Origin of the sequence: Sporomusa sp., from assembly GCF_035561255.1 — a bacterium.
Taxonomy (GTDB): Bacteria; Bacillota; Negativicutes; order Sporomusales; family Sporomusaceae; genus Sporomusa.
Genome location: NZ_DATMXX010000040.1, coordinates 1 through 18,628, shown reverse-complemented (window position 1 = coordinate 18,628; position 18,628 = coordinate 1). Strand labels below are relative to the sequence as shown.

Annotated in this window: 19 protein-coding genes; 8 read left to right on the top strand and 11 right to left on the bottom strand. The window is 49.4% G+C overall.

Annotation, left to right across the window (positions count from 1 at the left end):
* Position 1: 1 nt before the first annotated feature.
* Together VN379_RS02100 and VN379_RS02095 are read right to left on the bottom strand one after the other, a co-directional pair.
* On the bottom strand, positions 2 to 568 hold the full coding sequence (locus VN379_RS02100) for a V4R domain-containing protein (RefSeq protein ID WP_325530306.1): 567 nt from the start codon (positions 566 to 568) through the stop codon (positions 2 to 4).
* Positions 569 to 864: 296 nt separating this feature from the next.
* Complete coding sequence (locus VN379_RS02095; RefSeq protein ID WP_325530304.1) at positions 865 to 1,167, bottom strand: helix-turn-helix transcriptional regulator; 303 nt, start codon at positions 1,165 to 1,167, stop codon at positions 865 to 867.
* A 135-nt stretch (positions 1,168 to 1,302) separates the two neighbouring features.
* Here VN379_RS02095 and VN379_RS02090 point away from each other — a divergent pair, with 135 nt between their 5' ends.
* The 6 genes from VN379_RS02090 to VN379_RS02065 all read left to right on the top strand — a co-directional run bounded on the left by VN379_RS02090 (position 1,303) and on the right by VN379_RS02065 (position 6,550).
* The gene (locus VN379_RS02090) at positions 1,303 to 1,524 is read left to right on the top strand and encodes a helix-turn-helix transcriptional regulator (protein ID WP_325530302.1); all 222 of its coding nucleotides are present in this window, start codon (positions 1,303 to 1,305) and stop codon (positions 1,522 to 1,524) included.
* A 29-nt stretch (positions 1,525 to 1,553) separates the two neighbouring features.
* Complete coding sequence (locus tag VN379_RS02085) at positions 1,554 to 2,786, top strand: EAL and HDOD domain-containing protein (protein ID WP_325530300.1); 1,233 nt, start codon at positions 1,554 to 1,556, stop codon at positions 2,784 to 2,786.
* Between the two features lie 27 nt (positions 2,787 to 2,813).
* Positions 2,814 to 3,776, top strand: coding sequence for a diguanylate cyclase domain-containing protein (locus VN379_RS02080; RefSeq protein WP_325530298.1), 963 nt, complete (start codon positions 2,814 to 2,816; stop codon positions 3,774 to 3,776).
* 51 nt (positions 3,777 to 3,827) lie between these two features.
* The gene (locus VN379_RS02075) at positions 3,828 to 5,864 is read left to right on the top strand and encodes a methyl-accepting chemotaxis protein (protein WP_325530297.1); all 2,037 of its coding nucleotides are present in this window, start codon (positions 3,828 to 3,830) and stop codon (positions 5,862 to 5,864) included.
* A gap of 40 nt (positions 5,865 to 5,904) precedes the next feature.
* Positions 5,905 to 6,054, top strand: coding sequence for a hypothetical protein (locus tag VN379_RS02070; protein ID WP_325530295.1), 150 nt, complete (start codon positions 5,905 to 5,907; stop codon positions 6,052 to 6,054).
* Between the two features lie 136 nt (positions 6,055 to 6,190).
* Entirely contained in the window at positions 6,191 to 6,550 is a 360-nt protein-coding gene (locus VN379_RS02065; protein WP_325530293.1) for an MmcQ/YjbR family DNA-binding protein, read from the top strand.
* Positions 6,551 to 6,625: 75 nt separating this feature from the next.
* Here the strand turns inward: VN379_RS02065 and VN379_RS02060 are convergent, their stop codons facing one another.
* The 8 genes from VN379_RS02060 to VN379_RS02025 all read right to left on the bottom strand — a co-directional run bounded on the left by VN379_RS02060 (position 6,626) and on the right by VN379_RS02025 (position 16,374).
* Positions 6,626 to 7,618 carry a J domain-containing protein gene (locus VN379_RS02060; RefSeq protein ID WP_325530291.1) on the bottom strand — a complete coding sequence of 331 codons (993 nt, stop codon included), beginning with the start codon at positions 7,616 to 7,618 and terminating at the stop codon, positions 6,626 to 6,628.
* Positions 7,619 to 7,651: 33 nt separating this feature from the next.
* Positions 7,652 to 9,505 carry a molecular chaperone DnaK gene (gene dnaK, locus VN379_RS02055; RefSeq protein WP_325530289.1) on the bottom strand — a complete coding sequence of 618 codons (1,854 nt, stop codon included), beginning with the start codon at positions 9,503 to 9,505 and terminating at the stop codon, positions 7,652 to 7,654.
* A 345-nt stretch (positions 9,506 to 9,850) separates the two neighbouring features.
* Entirely contained in the window at positions 9,851 to 10,723 is an 873-nt protein-coding gene (locus VN379_RS02050; RefSeq protein WP_325530287.1) for a CoB--CoM heterodisulfide reductase iron-sulfur subunit B family protein, read from the bottom strand.
* On the bottom strand, positions 10,723 to 11,670 hold the full coding sequence (locus tag VN379_RS02045; protein WP_325530285.1) for a succinate dehydrogenase/fumarate reductase iron-sulfur subunit: 948 nt from the start codon (positions 11,668 to 11,670) through the stop codon (positions 10,723 to 10,725). The genes VN379_RS02050 and VN379_RS02045 overlap by 1 nt, the downstream gene beginning before the upstream one ends.
* Complete coding sequence (locus VN379_RS02040; RefSeq protein WP_325530283.1) at positions 11,670 to 13,379, bottom strand: FAD-binding protein; 1,710 nt, start codon at positions 13,377 to 13,379, stop codon at positions 11,670 to 11,672. The genes VN379_RS02045 and VN379_RS02040 overlap by 1 nt, the downstream gene beginning before the upstream one ends.
* 128 nt (positions 13,380 to 13,507) lie before the next feature.
* Positions 13,508 to 14,065 (bottom strand): Fe-S-containing hydro-lyase, encoded by a 558-nt coding sequence (locus tag VN379_RS02035; protein WP_325530281.1) that lies wholly within the window; start codon positions 14,063 to 14,065, stop codon positions 13,508 to 13,510.
* Positions 14,066 to 14,079: 14 nt separating this feature from the next.
* On the bottom strand, positions 14,080 to 14,925 hold the full coding sequence (locus VN379_RS02030) for a fumarate hydratase (RefSeq protein WP_325530279.1): 846 nt from the start codon (positions 14,923 to 14,925) through the stop codon (positions 14,080 to 14,082).
* Positions 14,926 to 14,970: 45 nt separating this feature from the next.
* Positions 14,971 to 16,374: an anion permease gene (locus VN379_RS02025; protein ID WP_325530277.1), complete on the bottom strand. Its 1,404-nt coding sequence runs from the start codon at positions 16,372 to 16,374 to the stop codon at positions 14,971 to 14,973.
* A gap of 136 nt (positions 16,375 to 16,510) precedes the next feature.
* Between VN379_RS02025 and VN379_RS02020 the strand changes: the two genes are divergently transcribed.
* Both VN379_RS02020 and VN379_RS02015 read left to right on the top strand, forming a co-directional pair.
* On the top strand, positions 16,511 to 17,413 hold the full coding sequence (locus VN379_RS02020; protein ID WP_325530275.1) for a LysR family transcriptional regulator: 903 nt from the start codon (positions 16,511 to 16,513) through the stop codon (positions 17,411 to 17,413).
* Between the two features lie 84 nt (positions 17,414 to 17,497).
* Complete coding sequence (locus VN379_RS02015) at positions 17,498 to 18,307, top strand: DUF3794 domain-containing protein (protein WP_325530273.1); 810 nt, start codon at positions 17,498 to 17,500, stop codon at positions 18,305 to 18,307.
* A gap of 225 nt (positions 18,308 to 18,532) precedes the next feature.
* On the opposite strand, the gene VN379_RS02010 is transcribed toward VN379_RS02015, so the two are convergent.
* Positions 18,533 to 18,628 (bottom strand): IS3 family transposase (locus VN379_RS02010; protein WP_325530325.1); only part of this gene is annotated, 96 nt, incomplete at its 5' end.

Sequence of the window (18,628 nt, the reverse complement as noted above, 5' to 3'; positions counted from 1 at the left end):
ATTAAACCTCCTTTAGGCTGTTAGCTGTTTGGACAGCATGTTTATTATCGGCCGCAACCTCAGCCACAAACCGGCAGGTCCGGTCACCGGTGCACCAGCAATCCACTTCTTTGACGGTATATTTCCGGCCTGTAAAGCTTTCAAAAATTCCGGCAATAAATCCTTCATCATACACGCATATTTCATAATCCAATTCAGGTAACCCGGAGCAGTCCAGATCTTCTGAAATACTGAGCACATATCTTCCCTGAGCGTGATCCGCTTCTTCTATCCGCAAGATCCCAATACCCTTTTCGGCCAATGTGGATTGGAATGATTTGATAAAATCACTGAAATCATTAAATACTGCCGTTCCCATTACGTTTTGATAAAATTGTTTGCCTGCCAGCAGGCCAGCCTGATAAAATAACCGGTCTGCCGCTTCTGTGCCATAGGTTTGTTCAAGGACATCCCGGAAGCTAAACTGCATTAAGCGGTAAATTTCCGTGTGGACCATTGCTCCCAAATTTGGTCTGCCTTCGGCTGTATCTCCTAGAAGATCCCAACTGAATTTGTATTTTTGAGTCATTATAGATACCTCCCTACTTATTTCCCCAATACTGGAACATTGTTACATTAGACATTTTTCCTGTTTATCCTTCAATCGTTTACCGATAAAACAAAGCTCACTATCCTGCGGGGATAGTGAGCTTTGTTAATTTGCTTAACTTGTTGTATGGCTGAGAGATTGAACAGGTTTTTGGGCGCTGTCATAATTAAGATAAGTACATTCTCTTATCTTAAGCTATCCAGTAACCCTATTCCGGCGGGCTTATATTGTTGGCACTTTTTTAAATATGCATGTCTGCTTACTTATAAATCCCGCTATTGCTGCATTGCTTCCAGAAATTTTTGTAAGGCTTGTTTTTGCTTGGGTGTCAGTGTCTGGATAATCGTTAACAGAGCTCTTATGTCAGGTGGGATATCAGGCTTGCCGTCTGAAAAAAATTCAGCGAGAGAGAACCCTAAAGCACTTATAATCCGCTCCAGAGTATCGAAAGCCGGTTGCTGGTGGTCACTTTCAATACGGCTCAGATTTGCTTGGGAAACTTCGCATTTTTGGGCTAAATGATTCATGCTGATGTTTTGCCATTCCCGGGCTTCTTTGATTTTCTGCCCTATTTTCATGAGCATGCTCCTTTGTTATATGGATTCGTATAGCTAGTGTAACACAAGCAAATTCAAGATTTATATACTTATAAGTATTGACATTAATACTAAAAAGTATAAGAATATGATTAAGTATGTATCGGAGGTGATGAAATGAATAACCTCGGCAAGCAATTGGCTCTATTGCGTGAAAGTAAAGGCCTATCACAGAACAAACTGGCAATTATATCAAAAGTACCGCAATCTGCTATCAGTGAAATTGAAGCAGGCAAGCGCAAAAATCCGGGAATTTTCTATCTGCAGCAGCTGGCAGCTGCTCTTGGGGTCACGCTGGTGGAACTGGCCGGATTTGATTGTCAACAACATAACCGGTAACAGGCATACTAGCCGAAAGGAGGAGGATTATGGTACAGGAAACCGAGGTGCATGTGGCCCGGCAGCCTATATTTGATAATAAGCTGAATGTTTTTGGCTACGAACTGTTGTTTCGCAGCAATTTTATAAACAGCTATGACAGTGCCGATGGTGATCAAGCCACGCATGATGTTATTGCCAACAGCTTTTTGCTATTTGGCCTGGAAACACTGACAGGCGGCAAAAAAGCATTTATTAATTTTACCGCTAATTCATTAAGAAATAATATTCCCGCAATGTTGCCCCGAAAATTGGTGGCTGTAGAGATTCTGGAAGATATCATCCCGGATGCGGCAATTATTAATGCCTGTAAAAAGCTAAAACAGGACGGCTATTTATTGGTGTTGGATGATTTTGCGTTTGCACCGGCCTATTTGCCGCTGGTTGAGGTAGCCGATATTATTAAAGTCGATTTCCGTACTACGCCGCCGGCAGAACGGTGGCAGCTAATCCAGCGCCTGCAGGGTTATCCGCTTAAGTTTCTGGCCGAAAAGGTGGAAACCCATGAGGAATTCGAAGCTGCCCTGCAAATGGGATATTCCTATTTTCAAGGCTATTTTTTTTGTAAGCCACTAATCATGTCCGGCAGGAACCTTCCTGGGTACAAAGCAAATTACCTTCATATCCTGCAGGAAATTAACCGGCCGGAATTAGAGTTCAGCCAAATAGAAGCGATCATCAGGCGTGATGTTTCCTTATCTTATAAATTGCTGAAGTTTATTAATTCCTCAGTATTTGGCTTTAGAAAGCGGATTAGCTCTTTACGTCAAGCCCTGACCCTGCTGGGGCAGAAGGAACTGATAAAATGGGTGTCTTTGATTGCGTTAAAAGGTATCGGTGACGACAAACCGGGAGAATTGATCCTGCGGTCACTAATCCGGGCACGGTTTGCTGAAAGCCTGGCAGCAGGCAGAATGCCGGCAGCCCTGGTGGCGAATGCTTTTCTTATGGGGATGTTTTCGCATATTGATGTCCTGCTGGACCGTCCTATCGGTGAAATACTGGAAGAAATCTCTCTTGATGAACGAATCAGAAATGCCATTCTGGAAAAGGGACATAATCAATTTTCGGCATTATATAAGCTGATCCAGACTTACGAGCAAGGCGACTGGCAGGCTTATTCCGGCTATGTGGCTGACCTGGGAATTAACGAACAGGATGTTGCAAAATCCTATCGTGAATCCTTATTATGGGCCCATGATCAGGTTGTGGCCAACTATTAATATATCAGGTTGAGAGGTAAAGACAGAGTGAGAGAGGATAATTTGCTTATTGCTGGTTTCATAGCTTTTGGCAGCGCAATTATGAGCCTCTACAATGGCTTTCGCGGGTATCAGGCCAGTCGCACCCGTAAGGTGAACCGGCTGCTGCTGCTGTTATATGTGATAGTATGTGTATGGGTTTTGGCTGTTGCTGTCGTACTTATGGATAATGCCCCGGCTTGTTGGCAATTTCTGGCCGCTAGCGGCTTGTGCATCTTCTGCAGTGTGTTCTGGCAATTCCTCATTCATATTGCAGACCGCTGTGGCTGGACCAGGGAGCAAAATATGCAGTTAGCGGCAACCCCGGCTGAAATAGAGAGTAAAGTCCGGGTCCGGACGGCGGCGCTTGAGCTGCGTAATGCGGCCCTGCAACAGGAAATCAGAGAAAGCAGGGCCGCATTAGCCCAGATCGAATATCATGCCAATTATGATTATCTTACAGGTTTGCCTAACCGCCGCCGGTGTTATGAGCAGATCACCCAGGCTGTTGCCGGACAGGACAGGGCACTGGCAGTGATGTTTCTTGACCTGGATGATTTTAAACTGCTGAATGACGGCTTAGGTCACGCCTGCGGCGATTTGGCTTTGAAGCAGGTTGCTGAGCGGATTAAGGCTCTTCTATGTCCTGCGGTTACGCTGGCCAGAATTGGCGGTGATGAATTTCTTATTCTTCTGCACGGCGGCAGCGGGCAGGAAGTGGCGGCGGCGGCAGAAACAATAGCAAATTCTATCAGGCAGATGTTTATTTATCCTTTTTGCTTTGATAACTGCGAACGCTTTTTATCGGTAAGCACCGGGATTGCCATTTATCCGCAGCATGGCCTGGATGCAGACACGTTGATTAAAAATGCCGACATAGCGATGTACCTGGCAAAAAATAATGGTAAGAACAGATACCGGTTTTACTCGGCCGATCGGGAGTGGAACAATGTTACAAACAGCTGGGAGTAGGGGGAAGATACACTTGCTGTGGTGTAGTCTTAAAAGAAGGGAGTCAGACTTATGAAAATCACCAATATGAAAACCAAATTGCTGGTGTTCTTTTTGCCTTGTTTTATCCTGTCCGCCGGCGTATTACTGGGAATAAGTTATTACTTATCCCAGCAGGCTTTGTCAGCAAGTGTTGATGAGGCCGCGATGGCTATCGGGACTGACTATTCCAACCGGATTGAGAATTATGTTGATGAAGCTGTACTGCAACTGAACTCATTTGCGGCGATAAAAAGAATATATAATCCTGCCGACAAACAACTGCTGCTGGAGGCACTGACAGAATGCACCCGGCGCCTGCAGAATCTGGAGAATATAACCTATATTTTCCCGGATGGTGCGGCCGTACGCCCTGACGGCAGTATCTTTCAGCTCGGGGATCGTGCTTATTTCCAACAGGTTCTGGCAACTAACAAACCGGTTGTTTCCGAAGTGCTTGCCAATAAAACAACCGGTAAAATTGGCATCAATGTGGCAGTGCCGGTATTTGCCAACGGGCAGCTGACCGGCGTATTGACAGGAGGAATTTCCCTGGAAAAACTCAATGAACTGATTAAAAATATGGAGTTTCAAAAGACCGGGTATGGTGCTGTTGCTCATGCCGGCGGCAATGTAATTATACATCCCCGCTTGCCTGAGGTTGTGGGTAAGATGAATTTCAGCGAGAAGAAGGTAAACCCTGCACTTAAGCTTAAGGACGCGGAGTTGGATGATCAGTTTCTTGCTCTGTTTAAGTCTGCCGCTGCAGAGGGAAAACAGGTACGGGGCATTTACCGCTTTGCCGATGGTGTGACCAGAATCGGTGTATTTACCCCGGTAAATCTGGCGGGAGGGCAGCGCTGGGTTATGGTTGTTACAGCGCCGGCAAGTGAAGCCATGCAGGCAATAACCTCCCTGACGCAGGCCATGCTGCTGGGGGCCTTTGTCTGCTTAATACTGACAATTTTGTTTATCATACTGATGAGTCGTTATATTGCCGGTCCAATTACCCTAATACGCAATGAATGCCGGCGGCTGGCAGCGGGAGATCTTAGAGAACAGGCTAAACAGATGGCTTGGCCCCAGGATGAGATTGGTCAGTTAGCGCAGGGCTTTCAAATGATGCGCCGTAATCTGCATACGCTGGTGACTAACGTATTGTCGCAATCGCAGCAACTGGCGGCGGCCAGCGAAGAGCTGACAGCCAGCTCCCAGCAGTCAGCAGGCACCGCCAGCCAGGTGGCTGATTCCATTACCGAGATTGCCCGCGAAAGTGAACTGCAGGCAGGTGCTGCTGCACAGATCATGACCGTGGTGCAAACTATGTCAGACAAGGTAGCCCAAATTTCCGCTGCCGCCAGCGACGTAGCCCAGATTGCCGCTGCTACCTCCCAGGCAGCCGGTGACGGGCGGCAGCTGGTAGAGAAAACAGTAGACCAAATGAATGAAATCGGCAAAGATACCACCGCCGCGCAGGCAACTGTTGAGGGATTGGGCAAAAGCTCCGGGGAAATCCGTGAGATAGTCACCCTGATTGCCGCTATCGCCGGGCAGACCAACCTGCTGGCCCTAAATGCGGCGATTGAGGCGGCCCGGGCCGGGGAACAGGGACGGGGGTTTGCCGTGGTGGCCGAAGAGGTTCGCAAACTTGCTGAAGAATCCAAGCAGGCCGCCCGGCAAATCGGCATACTGGTCGAAAAAAATGAGGCTAACCTGAACCAGGTCATTGCTGTTACCCAAGCCGGGGCTGCCGGGATTCAGACCGGAATTTCCCGCGTTCATGACACCGGCGTCGCTTTCAGGGATATTGTAGAGGCCATTCTGCAGTTATCTGACCAAATCCGGGATATTTCCGCCTCTATCCATGTGATTGCCGTCGGCAATCAGACCCTGGTGGAATCGATTCAGCAAATTGATACAGCCGGCAAACAAATTGCCTCCCGCTCACAAACTGTCTCGGCCGCAACTCAGGAACAGTCTGCGGCTATGCAGGAAATTGCAGCTTCGAGTCAAAGCCTGGCCAGGATGTCGGCTGAACTGCAGTCTGATATCGCGAAATTTCAGTTATAAAATTATAATCTAAAGAAAAACAAGGCAGCAGGCAGCGAAAGTGAATAATCATGTATGTTTAGATATAGATAGCAAAATCAAGCCGCGAATTATGGATGAAGAAGCAAGCGGAATAATGAAAAAAGTATGTAAAGTAAAGAATGCAATAGATTTACAGAATCTTGATGCAATAACAAGAAATGTTATATAATGCTATATAGGGAAGCTGAAAGAGAAATATAACTTATCTATTCGGCAAATTAAAAGACTTACGGGGATTAATAGAGGTATTGTTTTAAAGGCATGAAGTGATGTCCCTGCCCTCGCCCCGGTGAAGGAGAATCTGCTTGGACTCGAAAAAACTATTAGCTTATTGCTTAGCCAAGCCTGGTACCATTGAGGATTATCCTTTTGGCCCTGATATCATTGTGATTAAAGTCGCAGGCAAGATGTTTGCCTTACTGTCACGCAGGCATGGTCAGGATAATCTGGCACTAAAATGTGATCCTGATTATTCAGAGATTCTAAGGCAGCAATATCCGGGGATAAATCCCGGATACCATTTGAATAAGCGCCACTGGAACACATTGCTGCTTGATGGAAGCATACCAGAAAAAGAAATCCAAGGTTTAATAGATCATTCTTATGATTTGGTGTATAAATCACTTCCGCGGAGAATGAGGACAAATCAAAGCGGTGATTGGTGAATTGCGGGAAGTGTTCCATGAAGACAAGAGGCTCAACAGGCAGCGTAATACTGCCTGTTGAGCCTTTGTAGTTATTTAATTGACAGGGGCCTTCAGCTTTTGGATCTGGCGGTATAATTCCAGTTCTTCCTCAGTCAGTCTGGCCGGAATATCAATGCGGATTTTGAGGAAAAGGTCGCCATAGCGGTCAGGGCCCTGGGGCAGGCCTTTACCTTTGAGCCGCAGCTGCTGACCGGAATGGATGCCTGGCTGAACCTTTACCTGCAGCTGACCGTGCGGGGTCGATACCGGTATTTTAGCCCCCAGAGCAGCCTGCTCAGGCAGCAGGGTCAGCTCCATTGTCAGGTCGGCCTTATTGGCAAGCTGCCAAGAAGGGTGCGGAGCGGCTTTGATGTGGAGGTAGAGATCACCGTTTGCGCCGCCGCCGTGGCCCTGGCCGCCCAGGCCTTTAAGGCGCAGGCTGGCACCAGGGTACAGGCCGGCGGGGACTTTAACCTTAACGGTTTTTGTCTCCTCAGTTGTCCCCAGTCCGCCACAAACCGGGCAGACGCCCTGTCTGGTGAAACGCTGTCCGGCGCAGGCAGTGCAGGCATTAGGGGTGGTTAAGTGCAGGTCTTTTTCCACACCATTCAGTAGTTCCTCAATCGACAGGCTGATTTCGGCATCGATATCCTCACCTTTGAAGCTGGCTGGCCGGCCTGTCTGCCGCCGCTGGGCAAAATCCTGGCCAAACATGTTGGCGAAAAAATCGCTGAACCCAAAGCCACCTAAATCAAAATCGTCGGCGTTGTGGACGCTGTAGGAAAAGCCGTTGCCTGCCGGTTCAAAGTCCTGACCAGCCTGCCAATTACGGCCTAGTTGATCATATTTGACCCGTTTATCAGGGTCACCCAGTACTTCATAGGCCTCATTAACGGCCTTGAATTTTTCTTCAGCGGCCTGCTTGGCATCCCCCTGATGTAAGTCGGGATGATGCTGACGGGCCAGCTGGCGGTAAGCCTGCTTAATTTCTTTTTCAGATGCTGTCCGGGGGATGCCAAGCACCTCATAGTAGTCAATATATTTCATCAGCATCGCCTCCTTTACTTAAGCTATTTTAGTTTACTCATATTCAGCGTCAATAATAGTATCATCACCGGCTGGCGGGGATTTTGCGGCTGCCGGGTCAGACTGATATTGACTGGCCTGGGTATAGGCTTGTTCCAGTTCAGCTTTTGCTTGCTGCAGTTTATCGATCGCGGCATTTTGCTCAACGGCAGCTTTGGCCTGAGCGACAGCGTCGCTGAGGCGGCCGCTTAGATGGGCAGGCAGACCGGCATTGTTAGTCTCCAGGAAGGTTTTGGCCTGATAGCTGAGGCTGTCCAGATCATTCTTCAGCTCTACCTGCCGGCGGCGTTCCTTGTCTTCGGCAGCATATTGTTTGGCATCCTCTACCATTTGCTCAATGGCTGCTTTGTCAAGATTACTGGAGCCGGTGATGGTGACAGATTGCTCTTTGCTGCTGGCCTGATCTTTGGCACTTACGGTCAAAATACCGTTGGCGTCGATATCAAAGGTAACCTCAATCTGCGGCAGGCCTCTGGGGGCAGGTGGTAAGCCGCCAAGTTTAAACCGGCCCAGGGTCCTGTTGCCTGACGCCATTTCGCGCTCACCCTGCAGGACGTGAATCTCCACCTCCGGCTGGTTGTCGTCAGCAGTGCTGAAAACCTGACTGTGGCGGGTAGGAATCGTGGTGTTGCGGTCAATAATCTTCGTCATGATGCCACCCATGGTTTCGACACCCAGCGACAGCGGCGTTACATCAAGCAGTACTACGTCTTTCAGTTCACCGCTTAAGATGCCTGCTTGGATAGCGGCGCCGATGGCTACGACCTCATCTGGGTTGACACTCTGATTAGGGGCTTTGCCGATAATTGTTCTGACCAGATTTTGAACAGCCGGAATCCGGGTCGAGCCACCTACCAGAATCACTTCATCCACAGCAGCGGCAGTCAGTTTGGCATCAGCCAGGGCTTTTTCTACCGGGATGCGGCAGCGTTCTACCAGCGGGCGGGTCAGTTCGTCGAATTTAGCCCGGCTTAGTTTGGTATCAAGGTGCTTGGGGCCATTGGCATCAGCAGTGATGAAAGGCAGGTTAATGACAGCTTCTGACACTGAGGATAATTCAATTTTGGCTTTTTCTGCAGCCTCAGTCAACCGCTGTAGCGCTTGCTTGTCAGCCAGCAGGTCAATGCCGTAATCTTTTTTGAATTCAGCAGCCAGCCAGTCAACAAGTACCTTGTCAAAATCGTCACCGCCGAGATGGGTGTCCCCATTGGTTGACTTAACCTCAAAGACGCCATCGCCCACCTCCAGGATGGAGACGTCAAAGGTGCCGCCACCCAGGTCAAATACCAGAATGGTTTCATTTTTCTTTTTATCAAGCCCGTAAGCCAGGGCTGCGGCTGTTGGTTCGTTGATGATTCTGAGCACATTCAGACCGGCAACCCGGCCGGCATCTTTGGTCGCCTGACGCTGAGCGTCATTAAAATAGGCTGGAACGGTAATGACAGCTTCGGTAATCTTTTCACCCAGGTATTTCCCTGCGTCCTCTACTAGTTTACGCAGGACCAGGGCCGAAATTTCCTCTGGGGCATAGGTTGCATCATCTACAATAAACTTAATGGCCTTACTGGAATCTGTGCTAATCTTATAGGGAACCATTTTGGCCTCGGCTGATATTTCATCATTGCGGCGGCCGATGAACCGTTTGACTGAAGCAAAGGTTTTGGCAGGATTGAGCACTGCCTGGCGTTTGGCCAATTGACCGACTAAACGCTCGCTATCCCGGAATGATACGACCGAAGGTGTGGTCCGGCTGCCCTCGGCATTGGCGATGACTGTCGGGCGGCCGCCTTCCAGTACTGCAATGACCGAATTTGTCGTACCTAAATCAATACCAACTATTTTTGCCATAATAATACGCCTCCTGATTTTTGATATACTAAGCTAATCGCGATAATAACATAAGTAAATCTTTACAATTACATATTAGCAGATAATCATTGTTATTTGGAGGACGCAAATGGTTGATTTTAGCTGATTTCTGGCAATCTAAGGCAATTTAATTAACTGGTAAAGCCCGGACGCAGGCAGTCTAACTATTTCTGACTTTTTGACCTTTATTGACTTTGGCAATCCTTAAATTCTATTAGGAGCAGGGCGGAAGCGGCAAACTAAAGCCGTTCCGGGAATAACCACTGTATAGAAAAACGGTCAGAATCTCAGATAAAGAGATTCTGACCGTTTTGTATTTGGCGATTACCTGATTGATATCTTGCCCTTAATGGTTTCGCGGCCGGCAATATGCATATTCAATCCCAATTTGTCAGGGGTAAGTCCCAGCGCCAGCCCTACTAACTGGGCCAGATGCAGTACCGGCATCTCCTGCCGGCAGCCCACCGCCGTCTGACCTTCAGGCTGATTCATGTCAAGCGACATCTGGCACAGCGGACAGGGGGTTACGATACAGTCCGCTCCGGCTTTGACCGCACTGTGATTGGTTTCACCGGTAATGCGAATCAGGTCCTCACTGGCCGTATAGGTAGCGTGGAAGCCGCAGCAGTTCAGTTTTGCATCATAGTCGACAGGTATAGCGCCGAGGGCGCGAATGAGGTTTTCCAGCGACTGTGGATTAGCATGGTCTTCAAAATCCATCAGGGCCGGGGGGCGGAGGATATGGCAGCCGTAGTAGGCCGCCACTTTAAGACCGGTTAGGGGGCGGTTAACCAACTGCTTCAGCCGGTCAAGGCCATAGTCGCTCAGCAGCACCCAGAGTAAATGGGTGATATTGCTGGTGCCCTGATAGGTAAGGCCGGCAGCAGCCAGGAGTTTATTGACGGTTTCTTTTTGGCCGTTATCGAGCTTGGCTTTGGCTTTACGCAGCATTAAGGTGCAGGTATTGCACACAGTTAACAGCGGCAGATCCATTCGCTCAGCCAAGGCGATATTACGGGCGTTGATGGCTGTTGCCGCCAGATCGTCCACGTCCTGCACATGAGACGCGCCGCAGCAGGTCCAGCCGGGGATTTCGAGAAGCTCAATACCCAGTACTTTGGCCACAGCGGTAGTGGCCAGATAGTTTTCTTTGGCCGCTCCCTCAAGAACACAGCCCGGGAAAAATGCATATTTCATTATTTCTCACTCTCCCTTACTGCTTTGAGGATGACCTTAATCTGCTCATGCCCTTTGACCTTGTGCGGGAAATGGAAGGGATTGAGTTTTCCACGGCGCAGCAGGCGGAGTGCAAAGGGGAATTTGGCCATTGAACCCAGCATGCCGACACTGCGCACCGACAATTTAGTTTCATTCAGGCGGCCGGTATCCTCAATATCCTGCAAGAAGGCCAGCGCATGGCGGGCACCGGGATTATCGGTATAACCGAGCTTGATGGATAACTGGCGCAGCCGGGCAATATCTTCGCCGGGAGCTAACCCCTTGGGACATTTTGTGCTGCATTCGACGCAGTGCAGACAGCGCCAGAGGCCTTTATCAAGTACTGCTTTAACGCGTTCGGCTGCCGACCTGTCCCGGGTATCAGCAACAAATTTCCACACCTTAGAATAGGTAAACGGCTCAAGGAAATCCTTGTTATTCGCACTGAGCTTGGAACATTCGGAGGCACAGGCACCGCAGAGAATACAGCCGGCCTGGGTGTTGATTTTCTTAAAGTCGGCAGCGTTTTGGCGACAGCCTTCCTGGGCGTTAAATTCATCTTTGGGGTTCAGCCAGGTGTTGGCTGCCAGTAATCGCTCAGCCTGGGGCTCCCAGTTAACGACAAGGTCGCGAATAACCTGGAAGTTTTGGATTGGCCCGATGGTCAGCGTATCACCGAAGCGGCCCAGGATACCGTCAAGCGGGGTTTCACAGGCCAGCAAGGCCTGTCCATTGACACGAACGGCGCAGGCACCGCATACCGCCGCACGGCAGGCTGCTGTGAAAGCAAGTGTGGGATCAATGGTTTCTTTGATGGTGATCAGGCCCCAGAGAATGGTTTTGCCTGGCTGATGGGGGAAGGTATATTCCTGTATGAAATTTTTGGCTCCGTCAAAACGTTCAATTTTATATGTTATCTGGCGCATCAATATTTCCTTTCTGCCGGCGGGTAGTTGGTGATTACAACTGGCCGGTAAGATATATTGTACGACTGGCCTTCCCTGGACACGAGGGTGTGTTTCAGGAAGTTGGCATCATCACGGCCGGGGAAATCGGCCCGGCAATGACTGCCGCGGCTTTCCTGACGGTTCAGGGCTCCAAGGACGACTGTTTTGGCCACGGTAAGCATACTGCCGAGTTCGATATAGTTGACAAAGGCCGTATTGTAGAGCTTGTTTTGGTCAGGCACTATGACGGTCTGGTACTCCTGCAGCAAGCTGTCAACTACTGTGAGTGCTGCCTGCATTTCCGCACCACTACGGAATACCCCGACGTTATTCCACATGACTTCAGCCAGCCGGTCCCGGATTGAGGCTGTAGTAACGCCTGTTTTTCTGGTGGTAACCGAGTCATATTTGACCTCCCAGGCCCGGGCGGCCTGGCCAACCAGATCCTGATTGACAGCTTGCCGCTGCCTGGCGCAAGCGGCAGCACCCTGACCGGCAAACTTGCCAAAAGCAACAATGTCGGCCAGCGAGTTGCCGCCAAGGCGGTTAGCGCCGTGGACTGAGATACAGGCCGCCTCGCCGGCGGCAAAAATGCCCTCAACAGCTGTCGCGCAGGTACGGTAGTCAATGACATCAATGCCGCCCATCGAATAATGGCAGCTGGGGCGGATCGGGATTGGTTGTTCAATCGGATCAACCTGTTCAAAGGTGATTGCCAGATCGCGAATCTGGGGCAAACGCTCCAGGATCTTATCCCGGCCCAAATGACGCAGATCCAGTTGAACATACGCGCTCAGGCCTTCACCAAAGCCGCGTCCCTCTTTAATCTCTGTCTCAATGGCCTGGGAGACAAGATCACGGGTAGCAAGCTCCATCTTTTCTGGCGCATAACGGGCCATAAAGCGTTCACCTTGGTTATTCAGCAGATAACCGCCTTCACCACGGGAGGCTTCTGACATCAGAATGCCGGTGCCGGCGAGGCCGGTAGGGTGGAACTGAACAAACTCAGGGTCTTTGACCGGGATGCCGGCATCAAAGCAAGCGGCAATACCATCGCCGGTCGAGGTAAACGGGTTGGTGGTGCGGAGCCAGTACATGCGGCCGGCGCCGCCGGTGGCGACAATAATCGCTTTGGCCGCAATGGGAACAATCTGGCCGCCTTTTAAATCATAAGCGACAACCCCGCATAGTTGGCCCTGGTCGGTAACAATTTGCAGCAGGTACCATTCTGCCAGCATTTTTACGCCATGCTTCAGGCACTGCTCATATAGTGTGTGCAGAATAACATGACCGGTTACGTCGGCTGAGAAACAGGTCCGGGGTGAGGAAGCGCCACCGAAGTTGCGCTGGGCAATCCGGCCCTGGCCGTCCCGGGAGAAGGGGACGCCCAGGTAATCCAATTCCCGAATGGCGGCAGGCATGCTGCTGATAAAGTGTTCAATGGCATCCTGGTCGCCGAGATAGTCGCTGCCTTTTACGGTATCAAAAATATGTTTTTCAAGAGAATCATTAGGATCGGCATTCTGCAAAGAACCGTTAATGCCGCCCTGGGCACAGCCGGTGGCTGAGCGGGTGGGGAACATTTTTGTCATCAGGCCGACAGAGAGGCCTTGTTGACGGCCTGCTTCCAGGGCAGCCCGCATTCCCGAGCCGCCACTGCCGATAACGAGTACGTCAAAATTAAGCATTATTCACCTCGATGATCGTATTATATACACCGCAAAATATTTTGCCGGCGGGTGGTGTGTTAGCAAAAGCGGAAGTCAAGCGTCAGCGGTGGAGCGTTGTTAACACATCACCTGCCGGCGCCGAAATTTTACTCTTGCCGGTACGCCTTTTGCCCTTCCTGGTAGACGTTTTTCCCGGTACTATCAATCGCTACAATGGCCGGGAAATCCACTACCTCCATCCGGGCCAGTGCTTCAGGCCCCAGATCGCCGTAAGCTACTACTTCATAGGACTTGATTGTTTTGGCGATAAGGGCGGCGGCCCCGCCGGTGGTTACAAGATAAACAACACCATGCTGCTTCATGCTGTCTACAACCGCAGCAGAGCGGTAGCCTTTGCCAATCATCCCTTTTAGACCTTTGTCCAGCAGGCGCGGTGCGTAGGCATCCATCCGGCCACTGGTGGTCGGGCCGGCTGAGCCGATCGGCTCACCTGGTTTAGCCGGCGAGGGGCCAACATAGTAAACCATTTGCCCGGTGAAATCTACCGGCAGTTCTTCACCCCTGTCAAGGGCTTCAACCATACATTTGTGGGCTGCATCGCGGGCAGCATAGATGACACCGGTAATAAGCACACTATCCCCGGCTTTGAGGTTTTTTATTGTTTCATTGGTAAGTGGTGTAGTGATCCGAACTTGTTCAGCCATGTCTTTTCCCCCCCTTATAGTATTACTTCAGCATGCCTGGTGGCATGACAGTTGATGTTTACGGCTACAGGCAGGCTGGCAATATGGGTAGGATACCACTCAATATTAACAGCAAGGGCTGTGATGCGGCCACCGAGACCTTGGGGGCCAATACCGGTTTTATTAATCAGCTCTAATAATTCGCCTTCAAGTTTGGCATAGTCGGGGTGTGGATTGCGCGTAGTCAACGGACGGATCAGGGCTTTTTTGGCAAGATAGGCTGCCTTCTCCATTGTACCGCCAATACCTACACCAACAACAATCGGTGGGCAGGGGTTAGAACCGGCATTTTCAATTGTTTCAACAACAAACTTCTTTACTCCTGCCAACCCATCGGCTGGTATCAGCATTTTAAGGCCACTCTTATTTTCACTGCCGGCCCCTTTGGGCGCAAGAACAATTTTAATCTGATCGCCCGGAACGCTTTCCACATGAATAATGGCCGGGGTATTGTCACCGGTATTTTTACGGTTAAACAGCGGCTCGGCCACGGCTGATTTGCGTAAGTAGCCTTCAGTATAGCCTTTAGCGACACCGGCATTAATTGTTGCCTCCAAGGTGCCGCCTTCGATACAGACATCCTGGCCTAATTCAACAAAGACCACGGCAAGCCCGGTATCCTGACACATGGGCTTATCCTCATCTCTGGCAATACAGGCATTTTTAATGATCTGGTCAAAGATTTCCTTGCCAAGCGGTGATTCTTCTTTATCTTTACCTGCGACCAATGCATTAAAAACATCCTCAGATAGATAGTAATTGGCGTCAATTGCCAATTTCGCGACTGCGTCGGTGATTTGCTGGGCCTGAATTGTACGCATATAGTAACTCCTCTCTATATCAAAAAAATTCAACTGTGTTCAGTATTACCAAAGGCCGAGAAATTTCCACCAGATAGAGCCTAAGCCAACCCAAATAATCAAGTTAATGACAGATATTATGAAACCAAGCCGCCACCAGGTGCTTTGGTCGACATAACCTGCTCCGAAATAGATCGGTGACGGGCCGGCCGCATAGTGGGTCAGTGACATGCACAGATTGGACATAAAAGCCAGTGACAGGGCAACCAGGTAGGCCGGGGCGCCGGCAGCCACGGCTACCGCGATAAAAGCCGGGTACATGGCTGTGATATGAGCAGTAAGGCTTGCGAAAGCATAATGAGCATATAGATAAACGATTGTGAGGACGATAAATGCCTGCAGCCAGGGGATACCCACAATGCTTGCTGCCATTGTGTTGGCAAACCAGGGAATGAAACCAAGTTTTGAGAGATAATCAGCCAGACCGACAAGGGCACCCATCCAGATCAGTGTATCCCAGGCGCCTTTTTCATCAAGGACATCTTTCCATTCCAGTACTTGGGTGACCAGCATGACAACGACGGCTAACAGGGCGACAACAGTAGCATCCAGTTTAGTATACTGGGAGGTACTCCAGAGAATAAGGGCACCCACAAATACCATTGCCACAATTTTTTCGCCCCAGGCCATCGGCCCCATGTTCTCAAGCTCTTTTGCTGCCAGGGCTTTAGCCTCTGGCGTTTTCTTAATCTCGGGCGGGTAGAACTTGTACAGGAAGTACGGAACTACTATCAACGAAATAATACCCGGGACGACAGAGGCTAAAGCCCATTGACCCCAGCTTAGCTGGATGTTCAGTGTTTTGGCGGCAAGTAGAGCGATCAGGGGGTTGCCGGCCATTGAGGTCAGGAACATGGCCGAGGTAATCGTATTGCCCTGGTAGGCTGTCTGCATGAGATAGCTGCCTACTTTACGGGCTGTTGGGCCGGGTTCTGAGTCAAAGGCTGTACAGAGGCTGCGAACAATCGGGAAAAGAATGCCACCGGCACGAGCCGTGTTGGAAGGGGTGGCCGGGCTGATAATAAGGTCGCTGAGCACCAGGGTATAACCTAGTTTTAAGGTGCTGTCGCCAATTGCTTTTATCAGCATAAAGGCAATGCGGCGGCCTAAGCCGGTTTTGATAAACCCTTTGGCAAACAAAAATGCGGCAACAATCAGCCAGATTGTGGTATTGGAGAAGCCGCTAATGGCTTCGGCCGGCTTGAGTACACCGGTAAGTGCGGTGAACGTCACACTGATGAGTGCCACAGCGCCGATCGGCAATGGCTGGACAATAAAGCCAAAGATTGTTGCGGCAAAAATAGCCAGCAGATGCCAGGCTTCCGGCTTAAGACCCGGTGGAATTGGGAAAAACCAGATGGCAGCACCTACGGCCACTGTGGCCAGGGCTTTTGCAATTTTACTGTTCACGAATAATAATCCCTCCTAGTTTTTAGATGATTTTGATAATACCCTATATATACTTTAGCACCGGTACATAAGTAATTAAAATATCGATATTCTATGGTACAATAGGTAGTGACTATTAAAAATGGAGGAATCATACGTGGAATTGCGTCAACTTGAATATTTTGAAGCTGTTAGCAGGCTGCAGAATTTTACCAGGGCGGCTGAAGAGCTGCATGTGGCCCAGCCATCAATTACTAACGCTATCCAGAAGCTGGAAGAAGAACTTGGGGTATTCTTGTTTGATCGCAGTCAGAAAAAGATTGCTATCACTGCTGAGGGACAAGCCTTTCAGATTAGAATAAAAAAGATTTTGTTTGATGTCCGCCAAGCCGTCCATGAAATGGACGATTTTCGCAAGCTGAACAGGGGGAGTATTAAATTTGCTGCACCGCCGATGATTGGTGCCTATCTTTTCCCTAACATTTTTAACCTGTTTAAGAGCGCCTATCCTAATCTTGACCTAGTGGTGTATGAAGAAGGTTCACTGGCGGCCCGGTCAATGCTGGAAAAAGAAGAATTGGATTTGGGCCTGATTATTCTGCCTGAGTCTTCAACAGTGCTCAATACTGTTCCTATTACCCAGCAGGAAATCATGCTGTGCCTGGCGCCTGAGCATCGCCTGCATGCTGCAAAGTCGGTTGATTTCAGTCAATTGCAGGCAGAACCCTTCATTCTTTTAAAGCAAGAATTCTATCACCGCCAGCTAGTTCTTGAAGAATGTGCACGCCACGGTTTTACCCCCCGTATAGTATTTTCCTCCAATCAGATTGAGACAATTAAGGCAATGGTTGCAAGTAATGCCGGCATTTCTTTTTTAATGAACATGGTGATTCGTAACCAGCCTAATCTGGTTGGTGTGCCGCTTGCTGAGCCTTTGTCAATTACGATCGGCCTGGCCTGGAAAAAAGGAAAATATCTGTCAAAAGCTGCTCAGGCCTTTATTGATTTTATTATTGATTATACTAAGTCGCCCAGTTTCCGGGGGCTGGAAAAACCATGAACAAATAGCTATTACCGCAAACTGCTGTTGTCTTCTTCCGTCCTTTTGCATATATATGGTATAAGACGCGAAAGGAGGGTAACAATGACACATATAGAACCATGGGATCGGCCGCAATATTGTACTGCCGGCATCAGCACCGGCCCGAAGTCTCTTGTCGTCCAGCAGGTATTGGGTGAACAGGATGTTCAAAAATCAATTGATGTGCATGTGGTTGTGCCACGCCACAAACCTGGCATTGAGCAAATCGTTGACGTTTTTGTTAAAAGACTGCAAATTAACAGTGTTGATGTCATACACGATAAGGTTATTGTCAGAGGAAAATTCGAGATTAAGGCCTTATATGTTGCCTGCCGGCCAAGGCAGCCGGTGCACGCTGTTGAGGTATGGCCGATTAGATTTACTGCCCACGCTGATATCCCGGGAACAAGGCGGGGGATGGACGCTGACGCCGGCGTCATAGTAGAGTTTGTTGATTATGATGTTGATGAGCATTGCCGCGCTTATTGGCATAAAAAGGGTCATGACTATGATGACTGCGATGATGATTATGATTATGACCATGACTGCGACGACGATTATGATGATGACTATGATGACTGCGATGAGTGCGATTGCGACGACTGCCATCATAAGCATAAGAAACACAAAAAACATAAGTGTAAGCCGGACTGCGACTGTGACCACGGACACGACCACGGTCACGGCCACGGTCATGACCACGATCATGACTGCGACCATGACTACCATTGCAAACCACACAAAAGACCGCGTCGTTGCACCCGCAGGTTTGACGTAGCGGTCGTACTGAGAATTACTGTAAAAGTAATGGCAGACCGGGAAGTTCTCTTATATCAGGGAACTCCGGGACTGCCGTATAAGCCCAAAGGATAAGAAATCAATCTGACCTCAGTAAAAAAGCACTATGTGAGGCTCGTAGAGCTCAGATAGTGCTTTTTTCATAGCGAGGAGACGGTGCCCCCGTAACCCCGGTAACCCCGGGCCTTTGCCGGAAAAAGCGTTCCGCAGGAGAAAAGCCGGGCGGTATTCCGTTAAGAAATCCGTACTGTTTGAGCGTGAACTGGTACCCTAAATTAGGACAGTGAGAAGAAATCCGTTTTAGGAAGCGATGAGATGATCCCGATATTGATTCGGGGTCATCTTTTTTAATCCCCATTGATAACGACGACAATTATAATACTCAATGTATTCATC